This window comes from Burkholderia sp. BCC1988, from assembly GCF_905339895.1.
GTDB lineage: Bacteria > Pseudomonadota > Gammaproteobacteria > Burkholderiales > Burkholderiaceae > Burkholderia.
The window spans coordinates 20,656-34,780 of sequence record NZ_CAJPHA010000001.1; the positions used below are offsets into that span (position 1 = coordinate 20,656).

The 14,125-nt window shown below is 69.5% G+C and carries 12 protein-coding genes; 5 read left to right on the plus strand and 7 right to left on the minus strand.

The window, feature by feature from the left end; genetic code table 11:
• Positions 1-14: 14 nt before the first annotated feature.
• Positions 15-281 carry a hypothetical protein gene (locus U4012_RS00095; RefSeq protein ID WP_321795113.1) on the minus strand — a complete coding sequence of 89 codons (267 nt, stop codon included), beginning with the start codon at positions 279-281 and terminating at the stop codon, positions 15-17.
• A gap of 340 nt (positions 282-621) precedes the next feature.
• On the opposite strand from U4012_RS00095, the gene U4012_RS00100 reads away from it, so the two are divergent.
• Complete coding sequence (locus tag U4012_RS00100) at positions 622-2,136, plus strand: acetyl-CoA hydrolase/transferase family protein (protein WP_321795115.1); 1,515 nt, start codon at positions 622-624, stop codon at positions 2,134-2,136.
• A 39-nt stretch (positions 2,137-2,175) separates the two neighbouring features.
• On the opposite strand, the gene U4012_RS00105 is transcribed toward U4012_RS00100, so the two are convergent.
• Positions 2,176-3,708 (minus strand): DHA2 family efflux MFS transporter permease subunit, encoded by a 1,533-nt coding sequence (locus tag U4012_RS00105; protein WP_321795117.1) that lies wholly within the window; start codon positions 3,706-3,708, stop codon positions 2,176-2,178.
• Between the two features lie 134 nt (positions 3,709-3,842).
• Between U4012_RS00105 and U4012_RS00110 the strand changes: the two genes are divergently transcribed.
• Entirely contained in the window at positions 3,843-4,283 is a 441-nt protein-coding gene (locus U4012_RS00110) for a MarR family winged helix-turn-helix transcriptional regulator (RefSeq protein ID WP_044843991.1), read from the plus strand.
• Positions 4,284-4,416: 133 nt separating this feature from the next.
• Positions 4,417-4,782 carry a helix-turn-helix domain-containing protein gene (locus tag U4012_RS00115; RefSeq protein ID WP_321795120.1) on the plus strand — a complete coding sequence of 122 codons (366 nt, stop codon included), beginning with the start codon at positions 4,417-4,419 and terminating at the stop codon, positions 4,780-4,782.
• Between the two features lie 87 nt (positions 4,783-4,869).
• On the opposite strand, the gene U4012_RS00120 is transcribed toward U4012_RS00115, so the two are convergent.
• Both U4012_RS00120 and U4012_RS00125 read right to left on the minus strand, forming a co-directional pair.
• Entirely contained in the window at positions 4,870-5,748 is an 879-nt protein-coding gene (locus tag U4012_RS00120) for a helix-hairpin-helix domain-containing protein (RefSeq protein ID WP_321795122.1), read from the minus strand.
• 185 nt (positions 5,749-5,933) lie between these two features.
• The gene (locus tag U4012_RS00125) at positions 5,934-7,496 is read right to left on the minus strand and encodes a sigma-70 family RNA polymerase sigma factor (protein WP_321795124.1); all 1,563 of its coding nucleotides are present in this window, start codon (positions 7,494-7,496) and stop codon (positions 5,934-5,936) included.
• A gap of 308 nt (positions 7,497-7,804) precedes the next feature.
• On the opposite strand from U4012_RS00125, the gene U4012_RS00130 reads away from it, so the two are divergent.
• Both U4012_RS00130 and U4012_RS00135 read left to right on the plus strand, forming a co-directional pair.
• Positions 7,805-8,239 carry a hypothetical protein gene (locus U4012_RS00130; protein ID WP_321795126.1) on the plus strand — a complete coding sequence of 145 codons (435 nt, stop codon included), beginning with the start codon at positions 7,805-7,807 and terminating at the stop codon, positions 8,237-8,239.
• A gap of 33 nt (positions 8,240-8,272) precedes the next feature.
• Positions 8,273-9,061: an SH3 domain-containing protein gene (locus U4012_RS00135; protein ID WP_321795128.1), complete on the plus strand. Its 789-nt coding sequence runs from the start codon at positions 8,273-8,275 to the stop codon at positions 9,059-9,061.
• A 212-nt stretch (positions 9,062-9,273) separates the two neighbouring features.
• On the opposite strand, the gene ilvD is transcribed toward U4012_RS00135, so the two are convergent.
• The 3 genes from ilvD to U4012_RS00150 all read right to left on the minus strand — a co-directional run bounded on the left by ilvD (position 9,274) and on the right by U4012_RS00150 (position 14,060).
• Complete coding sequence (gene ilvD, locus U4012_RS00140; RefSeq protein ID WP_044842880.1) at positions 9,274-11,133, minus strand: dihydroxy-acid dehydratase; 1,860 nt, start codon at positions 11,131-11,133, stop codon at positions 9,274-9,276.
• A gap of 319 nt (positions 11,134-11,452) precedes the next feature.
• Positions 11,453-12,475 (minus strand): Ldh family oxidoreductase, encoded by a 1,023-nt coding sequence (locus U4012_RS00145; RefSeq protein WP_321795132.1) that lies wholly within the window; start codon positions 12,473-12,475, stop codon positions 11,453-11,455.
• Positions 12,468-14,060, minus strand: a complete 1,593-nt coding sequence (locus tag U4012_RS00150) for an aldehyde dehydrogenase (NADP(+)) (RefSeq protein WP_321795134.1) — start codon at positions 14,058-14,060, stop codon at positions 12,468-12,470. The genes U4012_RS00145 and U4012_RS00150 overlap by 8 nt, the downstream gene beginning before the upstream one ends.
• Between the last annotated feature and the right edge of the window lie 65 nt (positions 14,061-14,125).

Here is a 14,125-nt window from a genome sequence, read left to right on the forward strand (position 1 = left end):
TAATTTGTTGCTTTTTATTCGATCAATGTCCTGACATACGGGAGTGTTACCGCGCATTCCGGACATCGGCCGGTTGCGAACCGGATGCGCGAAACGGCGTTCGCGCAGGCGGGCCTTACCAGCTTCAGTGTGGTTCGCGTCGCGCGGCTGTCAAGGGCGGACGGGCCTTGCGCGCGGGCGCGGCGGCGCTCCGCGCGCGTCGACGCGTTGATGTGCATCAGGCCCGCAAAAGCCGCGTCGGGAGACAATCGGCTGCGGCGATCGCCGATCGGCCGTCGCATGCGGATTCCCCGCGTTTGCGCGGTCAATCCGGAAAGATCTCGATCGATTGGCGTCAGGCAATTTGTAATCCGCGTGCGGCAAATTGGCGGTCCGCTTTCGCGCACCTTTCGACTGCATTCGATGCGCAGCCGGCTCCCTGTCACAGAACGGCCGTTCGATACCCGGCGCATTCGGCAAGTATCTTTTGCATTCAACGGACATTTCGCGGCGATGGCCTCTGCGATACTCCGACCGTGCCCGTGGTGCCGGGCCGCCCCTCGCGGCCCCAAGGGCTTCGCGTCGCCCAGGAGACACCCCCCGCGACGTCAACGACAGACCAAAAGCGTCAGATATACAGCCATGTCTTCTTCACGCATCCTCGCTCCCGCCCTGCGTTCGCTCGTCCGCACCGCCGACGAAGCCGCCGCGCTGATCCGCCCCGGCATGACCGTCGCCATGAGCGGCTTCACCGGTTCCGGCTATCCGAAGGCCGTGCCCGCCGCGCTCGCCGCCCACATCGACGCGGCCCACGCGCGCGGCGAGGACTTCCGGATCAACGTGCTGACCGGCGCATCGACCGCGCCGGAACTCGACGGCGCGCTCGCCCGCACCAACGGCATCTCGATGCGCCTGCCGTACCAGTCCGACCCGACGCTGCGCGACAAGATCAACAACGGCGAAGTCGACTACCAGGACGTCCACCTGAGCCACGTCGCGCAATACGCATGGTTCGGGCTGTACGGCGACCTCGACGTCGCGATCGTCGAAGTCGCGGGTATCCGCGAGGACGGGCTGCTGATTCCGTCCGCGTCGATCGGCAACAACAAGACGTGGCTCGAGCAGGCGAAGCACGTGATCCTCGAAGTGAACTCGCGCCAGCCGCTCGGCCTCGACGGGATGCACGACGTCTATTACGGCACCGCGCTGCCGCCGCACCGCAAGCCGATTCCGCTGACGAAAAGCGACGACCGGATCGGCGAGCCGTACCTGCGCTGCCCGGCCGAGAAGATCGTCGCGATCGTCGAGACCGACGCGCCGGACCGCAGCAACGCATTCTCCGCGCCGGACGCCACGTCGAAGCAGATCGCGCTGCAACTGATCGACTTCCTGCGCCACGAGGTGAAGCGCGGCCGCCTGCCGGAAAACCTGCTGCCGCTGCAGTCGGGCGTCGGCAACATCACGAACGCGGTGCTCGCGGAACTCAGCTCGGCCGGCTTCTCGAACCTGACCGCGTACACCGAAGTGATCCAGGACGGCATGCTCGACCTGCTCGACGACGGCACGCTGAGCTTCGCGTCGGCCACGGCGTTGTCGCTGAGCCCGGCCGCGGTGCAGCGCTTCGCGGACGAGATCGCGACGTTCCGCGAAAAGATCCTGCTGCGCCCGCAGGAGATCAGCAACCATCCGGAACTCGTGCGCCGCCTCGGCTGCATCGCGATGAACGGGATGATCGAGGCCGACATCTACGGCAACGTGAACTCGACGCACGTGATGGGCACGAAGATCCAGAACGGCATCGGCGGTTCGGGCGACTTCGCGCGCAACGGCTACCTGTCGTGCTTCATGTCGGCGAGTACCGCGAAGGGCGGCGCGATCTCGCGGATCGTGCCGATGGCGAGCCACGTCGACCATACGGAGCACGACGTCGCGGTGGTCGTTACCGAGCAGGGGCTCGCCGACCTGCGCGGCCTGTCGCCGAAGCAGCGCGCGCGCAAGATCATCGCGACCTGCGCGCATCCCGACTACCGGCCGATGCTCGAGGACTACTTCGAGCGCGCGTCGCGCGAGAGCTTCGGCAAGCACACGCCGCACCTGCTCGCCGAGGCGCTGTCGTGGCACGAGCGCTACGTGCGCACCGGGACGATGAAGGCCTGACGTCGCGACCCGCGGCGGGCAGGTGCCCGCCGCACTGCGTCAATCCATCGCCGCGTGCGCGACGTCGACGCTCGCCGTTTTCTGCGGCGGGCGGATCAGCAGCAACAGCGGGATCATCAGCAGCGTCGCGACGAACATCAGCTTGAAGTCGTTCAGGTAGGCGATCATCGCGGCCTGCTGGTTGATCGTGCGGTCGAGCAGCGCGATGTCGACGTGGCTGCCGGCGATCGCCTGCACGGCCGGGTCGAACGGCGTGATGTGGGTCGCGAGGTCGGCATGCGCGACCTGCGTGTTGCGCGTCATCAGCGTCTGGACGATCGAGATGCCGATACTGCTGCCGATGTTGCGCATCAGGCTGTAGGTGGCCGTGCCGTCCGCGCGCAGTTCGGGCTGCAGCGTCGAGAACGACAGCGCGCTCAGCGGCACGAACACGAGCCCCAGGCCGAAGCCCTGGACCACCCCGGGCCACACGATGTCCGCCTCGGACAGCACGATCGTGTACTGCATCATCTGCCACAGCGCGAGCGCGGAAATCGCCAGCCCGGCGAGCAGCAGCGCCCGCGCGTCCACGTATTTCAGCAATCGTCCGACGAACAGCATCGCGATCATCGTGCCCGCGCCGCTCGGCGCGGTGACGAGCCCCGTCGTCGCGACCGGATAGCCCATTAGGTTCTGCAGCATCGGCGGCAGCAGCGCGCGCGTTGCGTACAGCACCGCGCCGACGACGAAGATGAACAGCGTGCCGGTCGCGAAGTTCGGGTCGCGCAGCAATTCCGACTTGAAGAACGATGCGTGGCCGGCGGTCGCCGTATGCACGAGGAAGAACGCGAAGCTCAGCGCGGCGACGAGCGCCTCGATGCGGATCTCGTACGAACCGAACCAGTCGAGCTGTTCGCCGCGGTCGAGCATCGCCTGGAACGCGCCGATCGCGAGCGCGAGCGTCGCGAAGCCGAACGCGTCGAATTTCACGTGCGGGCGCGGTGCGCGCGCGGGCAGGAAGGTCAGCACGCCGGCCAGTGCGAACGCGCCGATCGGCACGTTGATGAAGAACACCCAGCGCCAGTTGTAGCTGTCGGTGAGCCAGCCGCCGAGCGTCGGGCCGAGGATCGGGCCGACCATCACGCCCATCCCCCAGATCGCCATTGCCTGGCCTTGCTTCTCGCGCGGGTTGATGTCGAGCAGGATCGACTGCGACAGCGGCACCAGCGCCGCGCCGAACACGCCCTGCAGCAGCCGTGCGCCGACGATCTGCACGAGCGACTCGGACAGCCCGCACAGCGCGGACGCAATCGTGAAGCCCGCGATCGAGATCGTCAGCAGCCGCTTCATGCTGAGCCGGTCGGACAGCCAGCCGGTCAGCGGCGTCGCGATCGCCGCGGCGACGATGTAGGAGGTCAGCACCCAGGTGATTTCGTCCTGCGACGCGGACAGCGTGCCCTGCATGTGCGGCAGCGCGACGTTCGCGATCGTGCTGTCGAGCGTCTGGATCAGCGTCGCGAGCATGATCGACAGGGTCAGCATCGGCCGATTGAGGGCGGGCGGCGAGGCGGGGGCGTCGGCGGCGGGATTCAAGCGGGTGTCTCCGTGGGGCGGTCGCCGTGGGCGGCGATCCGGTACGGCTCGAATTATAAGCATGCTTATTATGTTTGTGCTCATCGCTTGATCCGAGCCGCGGGTCATTCGCGGCCTGCCCCTATAATCGCCGCATGGACAAGACTTACGAGAACCGGATCGGCTACCTGATTTCCGACGTCGCCCGCCTGCAAGGACGCCTGTTCGACCGGCGCGCGAAGCGCCTCGGGCTGACGCGCGCGCAAAGCCGCGTGCTCGCGTACCTGACGTGGAAGGGCGAGATGAATCAGGCGCGGCTCGCGGAGTGGCTCGAGATCACGCCGATCTCGCTGACGCGGCTGCTCGACCGGATGGAAGGCTGCGGGTGGATCGAACGCATCGCGAACGACGACGATCGCCGCGCGTTCGTGATCCGGCTGACCGACAAGTCGCGCGAGATCTTTCCGCAGATGCTGGAAGTGGGCGACACCGTCACCGACGACGGGCTGCGCGGCTTCACGCGCGACGAGCGCGATACGCTCGTGCGCCTGCTCGGGCGCGTGCGCCACAACCTGATCGATAGCGGCGGCGAATGACGCGGGCGCGGGCGCGGCGCCGCTGAATCGGCCGGCAGCAGCGGGGCGGCTGCGGCAACGGCGGGGCGGTCCGGGCTTGTGTCGGAGGAGTCGGGCCGCTATCTTGCAACCTCAAGTTCACTTGAGATCAAGCATGAGCCGTCTGGACATCGCCGATGTCGCGCGCCGCTCGGGATTGCCCGCGTCGACGCTGCGCTACTACGAGGAAAAGGGATTGATCGTGCCGACCGGCCGTCACGGGCTGCGGCGCCAGTATGACGAATCGGTGCTCGAGCGCCTGGCGCTGATCGCGCTCGGCCGCGAGGCCGGCTTTTCGCTGGACGACATCGTCGCGATGCTCGACCGTACGATCCGCCGTCTCGGCGCGGTGCGCGATGCGTTGCGCCATGCGGCCGTGTGCCCGGCGCCGAGTCATCTCGAGTGTCCGTCGTTCCGCAAGCTGCTGCGCATCGCCGCGCATCGTCATCCGGTGCGCCGCACGAAGACGGACGGCACGTAAGCGGTCAAGCGGTCCGGTTTGCCGGAACGGCGCGCGCGGGCGGGCGGCGGGGCGGCCGTACCGCGGCGGCCGGCGCTCCCGAGCGGATCATCCCGCGTAATACACACGACACTCCATCTCGCGTCCGCGCACGATGCGCTTGCCGACGAGCGAGCCGAGCGTTTCGGTGACGACCGTCCTCTGGTGCTCGCATTGCAGCGCATCGTAGAAGTAGAGCGCGACCCAGTCGGCGGTGCGGGTGGACTCCTGCGGGCGAACGGGATACGGGCACAGCGCGGTGAAATGCCAGCCGCCTTTCGTCATGTGCATCACGGGCGGCTGAACGCTCAGGTCCGCGTTCAGCCGACGCGACACGAGCGTGGGCAGGATGCCGGCGGCGGCCTTGTTGCGGTACAGGCGGTCGATATACAGCAGCAGCTCGACCGGCGGCTCCGTGCCGAGATCGGCGTTGCGCGTGTGGCCTTGCCAGCGCCGGCGCCGGGTCAGCACGTCGTCGAGCGCCGCGCGGATGCCGGCCGCGCGACGCGGGCCGACGCCCGCGATCGCTTCGAGCTGGCCGCTGCGGGCCGCGCGTTCGAGATCCTCGAGCGTATCGATGTGCAACTGGTCGTGAATCCGCAGCGCGAGCGCGTGGCCGATGCCCGGCACGGCTTCGAATGCGGACGCGCGCTCCGCGTCGCCGCGCAGCCGGTCGAGCAGGCGCCAGCGTCCGGTCACCAGCAATTCGGCGATCGCCTGGGCGACGCCCGTGCCGATCTCCGGCAGTGCACCGAGCGAATCGACGCCGCCCGCGTCGAACCGGGTGCGGATGCCGTCTTCGAGCGCGGCGATCGTGTCGGCCGACGCGCGGTAGGCGGCAACCCGATAAGGATTCGCCCCCTGTTCGGCAAGCAACTGCGCGGCTTCGCGCAGGCAGGCCGCGATTTGCCGGTTTTCCTCGTGTGTCTGGCCGATGGTCGTTTGCATGTGCGGAGCCCGGGGATGTGCAAACGGAATGGACGCGGCGGGTCACGCGCCGGTCTACCTTTTATTTCAACATATTGTCGGGGCGGGCGACGAACAAAACTTGATGTGCGTCAATGGCAAACGTTGCACAGGCGGAAGCGGGCCGCGCACGTTCGTGCCGCGCCACGGCACGAACGTGCGATGCGTCACGCTTCGAGGAACGTCTGCGCGCCTTCCGCCTCCGCGGCCGTGCGCAGCGCGGCGAGCGCGCGCTTCTCGATCTGCCGCACGCGTTCGCGCGACATGCCCGCGTCCTGCGCGATCGCGTCGTAGGTGTCGGGCTCGGCGCCGCCGAGGCCGAACCGGCGGCGCAGCACGTCGGCCTCGGCCGGCGTGACCGAGCGCAGCAGCGACGTCACGCATTCGCGCATCCGCGTGTCGGCCAACTGCTCGAACGGGCTCGCCGAAGCCTGATCCTCGATCAGGTCGACGAGGCCGGCGTCCGCGTCGGGCAGCGGCGCGTCGAGCGACACCGGCTCGGCAGGGAGCGCGAGCACCGCGCGCAGCTTGTCCTCGGCGAGCCCGGTTTCGGCCGCGAGTTCGGCCGGCGTCGCGCGCCGGCCGGTGCGCTGGCGGAAGCGCAGTGCGTGCCGATGCACGCGCTGGTACTGGTCGCCGACGTGCACCGGTACGCGGATCGTGCGCGCGCGATCGGCCACCGCGCGCGCGACCGCCTGCCGGATCCACCAGGTCGCGTAGGTCGAGAACTTGAAGCCGCGCCGGTATTCGAACTTCTCGATCGCGCGCATCAGGCCGAGGCAGCCGTCCTGCACGAGGTCGGGCAGGTCGACGCCGCGGTTCATGTACTTGCGCGCGATCGACAGCACGAGCCGCAGGTTCGCCTCGAGCATCGCGCGCGTACCGTCGCGCACCTTCTGCTGGCCGTCGCTCAGCGCGGCGCCGAGCGCACGCCGCGCGACCATGTCGAAGCACGCGGCGTCGGTGCCCGCGGCGGCGTCCGTCGCGGCGTCGACCGGCGCGGCGGCCAGTGCGCGCACGACGCGGCTTGCGTCGTCGACGGCCGGTGCCACCCACGCGAGCGAACCGAGCAGCGCGGCCAGGCGGTTGCGCGCATCGCGGTATTCGGCCGAGCGGCAGCCCTGCGCGTGCAATGCGCGGCGCACGGCCGTCACCGCGTCCTGCAGCGTGTCGTAGCGTGCAGGCGCCGGCGCGTTGCCGTTGCCGTCGCGGACTTCATCGCCTTCGTTGGCGGCCGCGCCGGTTGCGCTCGTAGCGCCATGGCGCGCGAGCAGCGCCTCGACGGCCGCCGGACAGCCGGCGAGCGCGTGCAGGATCTGATGGCGGCCCGTTTCGATCTCGCGGGCCAGCACGATTTCGTCCTCGCGCTTGAGCAGGGGCACCGCATGGATTCGCCGCATGTAGAGCGCGAGCGGATCGGTCGATGCGCTCGTGCCGCGGGCCAGATCGCCGAGCAGCGCACGGCCCTCGTCGAGCGCGTCGCGATCGACGTCGACCGGCGCCGCGCCCGCGAACGGCACCGGCGCGGCCGGCTCGTCGAGCACGGCGATGCCGATGTCCGCGAGCGCGGCGCGCACGACGTCCAGCGCGTCGGGGCTGTCGCTTTCCGGCGGCAGCGCGTCGACGAGGTCGGCGTGCGTCAGATAACCCTGTTCGCCGGCAAGCGCCAGCAGCTGGATGATCGGATCGAGGGGCGTGTCCGCCCGAAGCGTGGGGCGTGGCGTAGTCATGTCGATGGCGGCGTGAGCCGCGTTCCTGTCTGGGCGGGCCGAAGTCCGCGGGTTTCAGGCTCCCGGAGGCCGCGAACGCCCGTCCGCGCCGGCCAGCCTGACTCGATATTCAAGTTGAGGGCATTTGCGTCAACTTCAACGTCGGCGCGGCTGACGCGCGAGCATGCGGCATGCCCGCCCGGTTGCGACCTGGATTCCACCCGTGGAAACAAAAAGTAACGGATCAAACCCGCAGAAATATGCGGGGGACGTAAGCTAGAGTCAGGCGCGCGCCACGCAGCGACGCGCGGATTCCTTCGGAGCATGAAATGAACCCGATTTCCGCCGCGAGGCCTGCCGTCATGGCGCTGGCCATGCTCGCGCTGAGCGGTTGTTATTACACGAGCCCGTACGGCTATGCGCCGTATTACGCACCCGTGCCTGCCACGGTTTCGCAGCGCGAACTCCCGGCAGCGCCGGCAAATGCCGGGCCGGTCGTCCCGTCTACCCCCGCGGTGCCGGCCGTGCCGCCGCCGGCGGACGATTACGCCGACGCGCCGGCTCCGGTATATGCCGCGCCGGTCTATGTGCCTTACCCGGCCTACTACCCCGCGTATTACCCGGGCTGGTACGGGCCGCCCGTCACGGTCGGCCTCGGCTTCTGGGGGCATTGGGGCGGCGGCTACCGCGGCGGGTACTGGCGCCGTCCCTGGGGCGGCGGCCACTGGGGAGGCGGGCATTGGGGCGGGGGCCATCGACATTGACCGACGCGCGGCGGCACCGCGCGGGAGAGCAACATGAGCAACACGATCATCCGAAGTCTGTGCGTCGTCCTGTTCGGTGTCGCCGCGATACCGGGCCTCGCCGACGCGCAAAGCAGCGCCTATACGAATTCCGGGGCCGAAATCTATGCGGGGCCGGCGCCCGATTATCCGGTCGTCGCGCAGGTCCCGCCCGGCACCGCGCTGGACGTGTTCGGCTGCCTCAGCGACTACTCGTGGTGCGACGTCGCGCTGCCGGGCGTGCGCGGCTGGATCGACGCGGAGCAGCTCGACTATCCGTACCAGGGCAATTACGTGCCGTTGCTCGAATACGGCGCGATCATCGGGGTGCCGGTGACCGGGTTCGCGATCGGCGCGTACTGGGACCGCTATTACCGCCACCGGCCGTGGTTTCACGATCGCGACCGCTGGGAGCATCGTGCCGAGCCGCGCATCGGCCCCGGCGGGATGCCGCCGGCCTACGGGCGCCCGCAGCCGGGCGGGCCGGTTCAGCGCGCGCCGGGCGGCGAGCCGCCCGAGCGGCATGATGCACGGCCGTCGGCCACGCGCGGCGGCTGGAACGGCCCGAACCGCGCGCCGGCGCCGGCGCAACAGGCCGCACCCGCGCCTGCGCCGATGCCGGGCGCGGCCGGCGCCCGTCAGCCGGCGCCGCCGCCACCCGCACCCAGCGGTGGCGCGGTCAGGATGATGGTGCCGCAGACGCATCAGGGTGGCGGCGGTTACGGCGCACGGCCGCAAGGCGGCGGAAACGGCGGCGGAGATCACGGCGGCGGCGGGCGCGGCACCGACGAGTTCCGGCATTGATCGCCTGACGGCACCGGTGTCGCGGCCCATGGCCGGGGCCGGATGAAAAGCAATTCGGTCGGCTCGCTCATCGCGCCCCTGCAAGCCTGTTCCTGAAAAAAACGAAACCCCACGCTCCGAAAAACGTGGGGTTCGTCAGCAGTCCGATGCCGCTCCGGAGAGCGGCTCCCGATCGACGCGGGCGGGCCCGTCGTACGGCCCGCCGCCGCGCGTCAGTCGTCGAGCAGCGACAGGTCGCGCACGGCGCCCTTGTCGGCCGACATCACCAGCTTCGCATAGGCCTTCAGCGCGGCGGACACCTTGCGCGGGCGCGGTTGCGCCGGTTTCCAGCCCTTCGCGTTCTGCTCCTCGCGGCGCCGTGCGAGCTCCTCGTCCGAAACGAGCACGTCGATCGTGCGGTTCGGGATGTCGATGCGGATCTTGTCGCCGTCGCGCACGAGGCCGATCGCGCCGCCCGCCGCCGCTTCCGGCGAGCAGTGACCGATCGACAGGCCCGACGTGCCGCCCGAGAAGCGGCCGTCGGTCAGCAGCGCGCATGCCTTGCCGAGGCCCTTCGACTTGATGTAGCTCGTCGGATACAGCATTTCCTGCATGCCGGGGCCGCCCTTCGGGCCTTCGTAGCGGACGATCACGACGTCGCCGGCCTTGACCTTGTCGTTCAGGATGTTCTCGACCGCTTCGTCCTGCGACTCGGTCACGTGGGCCGAGCCCTCGAACACGAGGATGCTTTCATCGACGCCGGCCGTCTTCACCACGCAGCCGTCGAGCGCGATGTTGCCGGTCAGCACGGCGAGGCCGCCTTCCTTCGAGAACGCATGCTCGTACGAGCGGATGCAGCCTTCGGCGCGGTCGAGGTCGAGGCTCGGCCAGCGCGTGTCCTGGCTGAACGCGACCTGCGTCGGGATCCCGGCCGGGCCGGCCAGGTAGAACGTGCGGACCGCTTCGTCTTCGGTACGGACGATGTCCCACTGGTCGAGCGCGTCCTTCAGCGACGGCGCGTGCACGGTCGGCACGTCGGTGTGCAGCTTGCCGGCGCGGTCGAGCTCGCCGAGGATCGCCATGATGCCGCCGGCGCGGTGCACGTCCTCGATGTGGTACTTGTTCGTGTTCGGCGCAACCTTGCACAGCTGCGGCACGCTGCGCGACAGGCGATCGATGTCCTTCATCGTGAAGTCGATGCCGGCTTCCTGCGCGATCGCCAGCAGGTGCAGGATCGTGTTGGTCGAACCGCCCATCGCGATGTCGAGCGTCATCGCGTTCTCGAACGCCTTGAAGCCGACCGAGCGCGGCAGCACGCGCAGGTCGTCCTGCTCGTAGTGCTGGCGGGTCAGCTCGACGATGCGGCGGCCGGCGCGCTTGAACAGCTGCTCGCGATCGGCGTGCGTCGCGACGACCGTGCCGTTGCCGGGCAGCGACAGGCCGAGCGCTTCGGTCAGGCAGTTCATCGAGTTCGCGGTGAACATGCCCGAGCACGAACCGCAGGTCGGGCACGCCGAGCGTTCGACTTCGGCGACGTCGGCATCCGAATACGACTGGTCGGCCGCGATCACCATCGCGTCGACGAGGTCGAGCTTCTTCAGTTCGATGGCCTTGGTGACCGGGTTCGCGAGGCGCGTCTTGCCGGCTTCCATCGGGCCGCCCGACACGAAGATCACCGGGATGTTCAGGCGCATCGCGGCCATCAGCATCCCCGGCGTGATCTTGTCGCAGTTCGAGATGCAGACCATCGCGTCCGCGCAGTGCGCGTTCACCATGTATTCGACCGAGTCGGCGATGATGTCGCGGCTCGGCAGCGAGTAGAGCATGCCGTCATGGCCCATCGCGATGCCGTCGTCGACCGCGATCGTGTTGAATTCCTTCGCGACGCCGCCGGCGGCCTCGATCTCGCGCGCGACGAGCTGGCCGAGATCCTTCAGGTGCACGTGCCCGGGCACGAACTGCGTGAACGAGTTGACGACCGCGATGATCGGCTTCGAGAAATCGTCGTCTTTCATGCCGGTGGCGCGCCACAGCGAGCGCGCACCTGCCATGTTGCGGCCGGCGGTGGAAGTTTTGGAACGGTATGTGGGCATGGTATGGCTGAAGAAATATCGCGGAAAAGGGTGGAGGCACGGGAATAAAGGCCTCTCGCGCGCCCGTGCGAACAACCTCTTGAGCTGCGCCCTGGGCAAACTCGACGATTATCCCACAGCCGCCGGGCGTGCGGCGCCCGCGGGCGAGGGCGCGGGTGGAGTGGTGCGCCGGACAGCGCCTCGGTGTGCCGAGCGTGAAGGCGAACCGGGCGCACCAGGCACGAAGGCGGACGCCGGCCATCGCCGGCGGAGCCGGGCGGCGGCGTCATCGCCCGTTCTGTCGACGATAAAGCCGTGCGCCGTACCCGCCGATCGCGCGTCAGTCGAGCAGCGTCAGGATTTCGTCGTACAGCGTCTTCGGAATCCGCACGCCGTGCGCGATGCTGCGCGCGCGGGCATCGAAGCGCCGTTGCGAAGGCAGCCGCGCGCCTTGCCCGGTGATCGACGCGAACATCCGCTCGCCGCGCGCGAGGCCCGCGTCGAGCTCGTCGCCGAGGAACACCTTCGGGTCGAACGCGATCACGAGTTCGCCGTGGCACGGCGTCGCGCCGACGCCTTCGTCGAATTCCATCGACTCCTGGCTCGTCATGTCGCCGATCAGCGCGCCGCCGAGCAGTTCGACCATCGCCGCGAGCGCCGAACCCTTGTGGCCGCCGAAGGTACGCATCGCGCCCTGCAGCGCGGCCTTCGGGTCGGTGGTCGGCTGACCGTCGGCATCGATCGCCCAGTGCGGCGGGATCGCCTTGCCCTGTTTCGCATGCAGCTCGATGTCGCCGCGCGCGATCGCGCTGGTCGCGAAGTCGAACACGAACGGCACGCCGTCCGGGCGCGGCCACGCGAATGCGATCGGGTTCGTGCCGAACACCGGTTCGCGGCCGCCTTCCGGCGCGACCCAGCTGTGGCTCGGGTTCATCGCGATGCCGGCCAGCCCCTCGGCGGCGATCGCCTCGACCTCGGGCCACAGCGCCGAGAAGTGGTAGCAGCGGTTGATCGTCATAGCGGCGATCCCGTGCTGCTTCGCCATCTCGACGAGCACCGGCAGGCCGGTCTCGAAGCTCAGCAGCGAGAAGCCGCGATGCGCGTCGACCGAGACGATCGACGACGACAGCCGGCGCAGCGTCGGCACGGCCTGCGGATCGACCTTGCCTTTCTTCAGCGAGCGCACGCACACGAGCAGCCGGTACACGCCGTGCGAGTGGCACTCGTCGCGCTGGCCCTGCGTGATCACGCTGGCGATCGCCTGCGCGTGCGCAGCGGACATCCCGTGGTGCGTCAGCACCCGCAGCGCGAGTGCGTGCACCTCGTCGAGCGACAGGACGACTTCGGCGAGCGGCTCAGACATCGCGCGCTTCCCGCGGCGCGGGCACGCCGTCGATGCGTTGCGGCACGTTCAGCGGGTTGCCGTTGCGGATGGCGTCGGGCAGCAGCGCGTCCGGCACGTCCTGGTACGACACGGGGCGCAGGAAGCGCTCGATCGCGCGTGCGCCGACCGACGTGGTGCGCGTGTCGGACGTGGCCGGGAACGGGCCGCCGTGCACCATCGCATGACCGACCTCGACGCCCGTGCCGAAGCCGTTGACGAGAATGCGGCCGGCCTTGCGCTCGAGCGTCGGGCGCAGCGCGGCGAACAGCGCGGCGTCGCCGTCGGCGAGATGCGCGGCGATCGTCAGCTGGCCTTCGAGCGACTTCAGCACGCGGTGCAACGTGTCGGCATCCGGGCAGCGCACGATCAGCGACGCGGGGCCGAACACTTCGTCGCGCAGTTCGGGGTGAGCGATGAACGCGTCCGCCGACGTCGCGAACAGCGCCGCGCGCGCCTGGTAGCGGCCGCCTTCCACGCCTTCCGCGAGCAGCTCGACCGCGTCGTGCGCGCGCAGGGTGGCCACGCCTTGCGCGTAGCTCGCGTGGATGTGCGGGGTGAGCATCGTCTGCGCGGCGGTCGCCTGCACGGCGGTGGCCGCCGCGGCTTCGAACGCGCGCAGCGCGGGGCCGTCGACCGCGAGCACGAGGCCCGGGTTCGTGCAGAACTGGCCGGCGCCGAGGGTGAGCGACGCGACGAACTGCGGCGCGATCGTGTCGTGGCGCGCGTCGAGCGCGGCCGGGAACAGCAGCACCGGGTTGATCGAGCTCATTTCCGCATAGACCGGAATCGGCTCGTGGCGCGCGGCCGCGATGTTCATCAGCGCGACGCCGCCGCGGCGCGAGCCGGTGAAGCCGACGGCCTTGATGCGCAGATCGGCGACGAGCGCCTGGCCGATTTCACGCGACGCATCGAACAGTAGTGAGAACACGCCGGCCGGCAGCCCGCATTCGCGCACGGCCTGCTGGATCGCACGGCCGACGAGCTCGGACGTGCCCGGGTGCGCGGAGTGCGCCTTGACGATCACCGGGCAGCCGGCCGCGAGTGCCGATGCCGTATCGCCGCCCGCGACCGAGAACGCGAGCGGGAAGTTCGACGCGCCGAACACGGCGACCGGCCCGATCGCGACGTTGCGCAGCCGCAGGTCGACGCGCGGCAGCGGCTTGCGGTCGGGGCGGGCCGGGTCGATGCGCGCATCGACGTAGCCGCCGTCGCGCACGAGCGACGCGAACAGCGCGAGCTGGCCGACCGTGCGGCCGCGTTCGCCTTCGATGCGTGCACGCGGCAGCCCCGTTTCGGTGACGCAGCGCTCGATCAGGTCGTCGCCGAGCGCCATGATGTTGCGGCCGATCGCGTCGAGAAACGCGGCGCGTTGCTCGGGGCCCGTTTCGCGATACGTGTCGAAGGCTTCGTCGGCGAGCGCGCAGGCCGTCTCCAGGTCGCGCAGGCTCGCGCCGCCGAACGCGGGTTCGAGCGGTTCGCCGGTCGCGGCGGCGATCGCGTGAAGGGTGCCGTTCTGTCCGGCGACGGCCGACTGGCCGATCAGGAGCTGACCTGTGAGTTGCATGGTTCTTCCTCGGAAAATGCGGGGCCGGGCGTGATGCGCCCGGCCGGAGTGGAAAGGGGAAAGCG

Bases quoted from the DNA above. Each gene is read 5' to 3' on its own strand.
- U4012_RS00145 (WP_321795132.1), bottom strand. From the start codon at position 12,475: ATGTCTGAGCCGCTCGCCGAAGTCGTCCTGTCGCTCGACGAGGTGCAC.
- U4012_RS00115 (WP_321795120.1), top strand. From the start codon at position 4,417: ATGAGCCGTCTGGACATCGCCGATGTCGCGCGCCGCTCGGGATTGCCC.
- U4012_RS00110 (WP_044843991.1), top strand. From the start codon at position 3,843: ATGGACAAGACTTACGAGAACCGGATCGGCTACCTGATTTCCGACGTC.
- U4012_RS00135 (WP_321795128.1), top strand. From the start codon at position 8,273: ATGAGCAACACGATCATCCGAAGTCTGTGCGTCGTCCTGTTCGGTGTC.
- U4012_RS00130 (WP_321795126.1), top strand. From the start codon at position 7,805: ATGAACCCGATTTCCGCCGCGAGGCCTGCCGTCATGGCGCTGGCCATG.
- ilvD (WP_044842880.1), bottom strand. From the start codon at position 11,133: ATGCCCACATACCGTTCCAAAACTTCCACCGCCGGCCGCAACATGGCA.
- U4012_RS00150 (WP_321795134.1), bottom strand. From the start codon at position 14,060: ATGCAACTCACAGGTCAGCTCCTGATCGGCCAGTCGGCCGTCGCCGGA.
- U4012_RS00095 (WP_321795113.1), bottom strand. From the start codon at position 281: ATGCGACGGCCGATCGGCGATCGCCGCAGCCGATTGTCTCCCGACGCG.
- U4012_RS00120 (WP_321795122.1), bottom strand. From the start codon at position 5,748: ATGCAAACGACCATCGGCCAGACACACGAGGAAAACCGGCAAATCGCG.
- U4012_RS00100 (WP_321795115.1), top strand. From the start codon at position 622: ATGTCTTCTTCACGCATCCTCGCTCCCGCCCTGCGTTCGCTCGTCCGC.
- U4012_RS00125 (WP_321795124.1), bottom strand. From the start codon at position 7,496: ATGACTACGCCACGCCCCACGCTTCGGGCGGACACGCCCCTCGATCCG.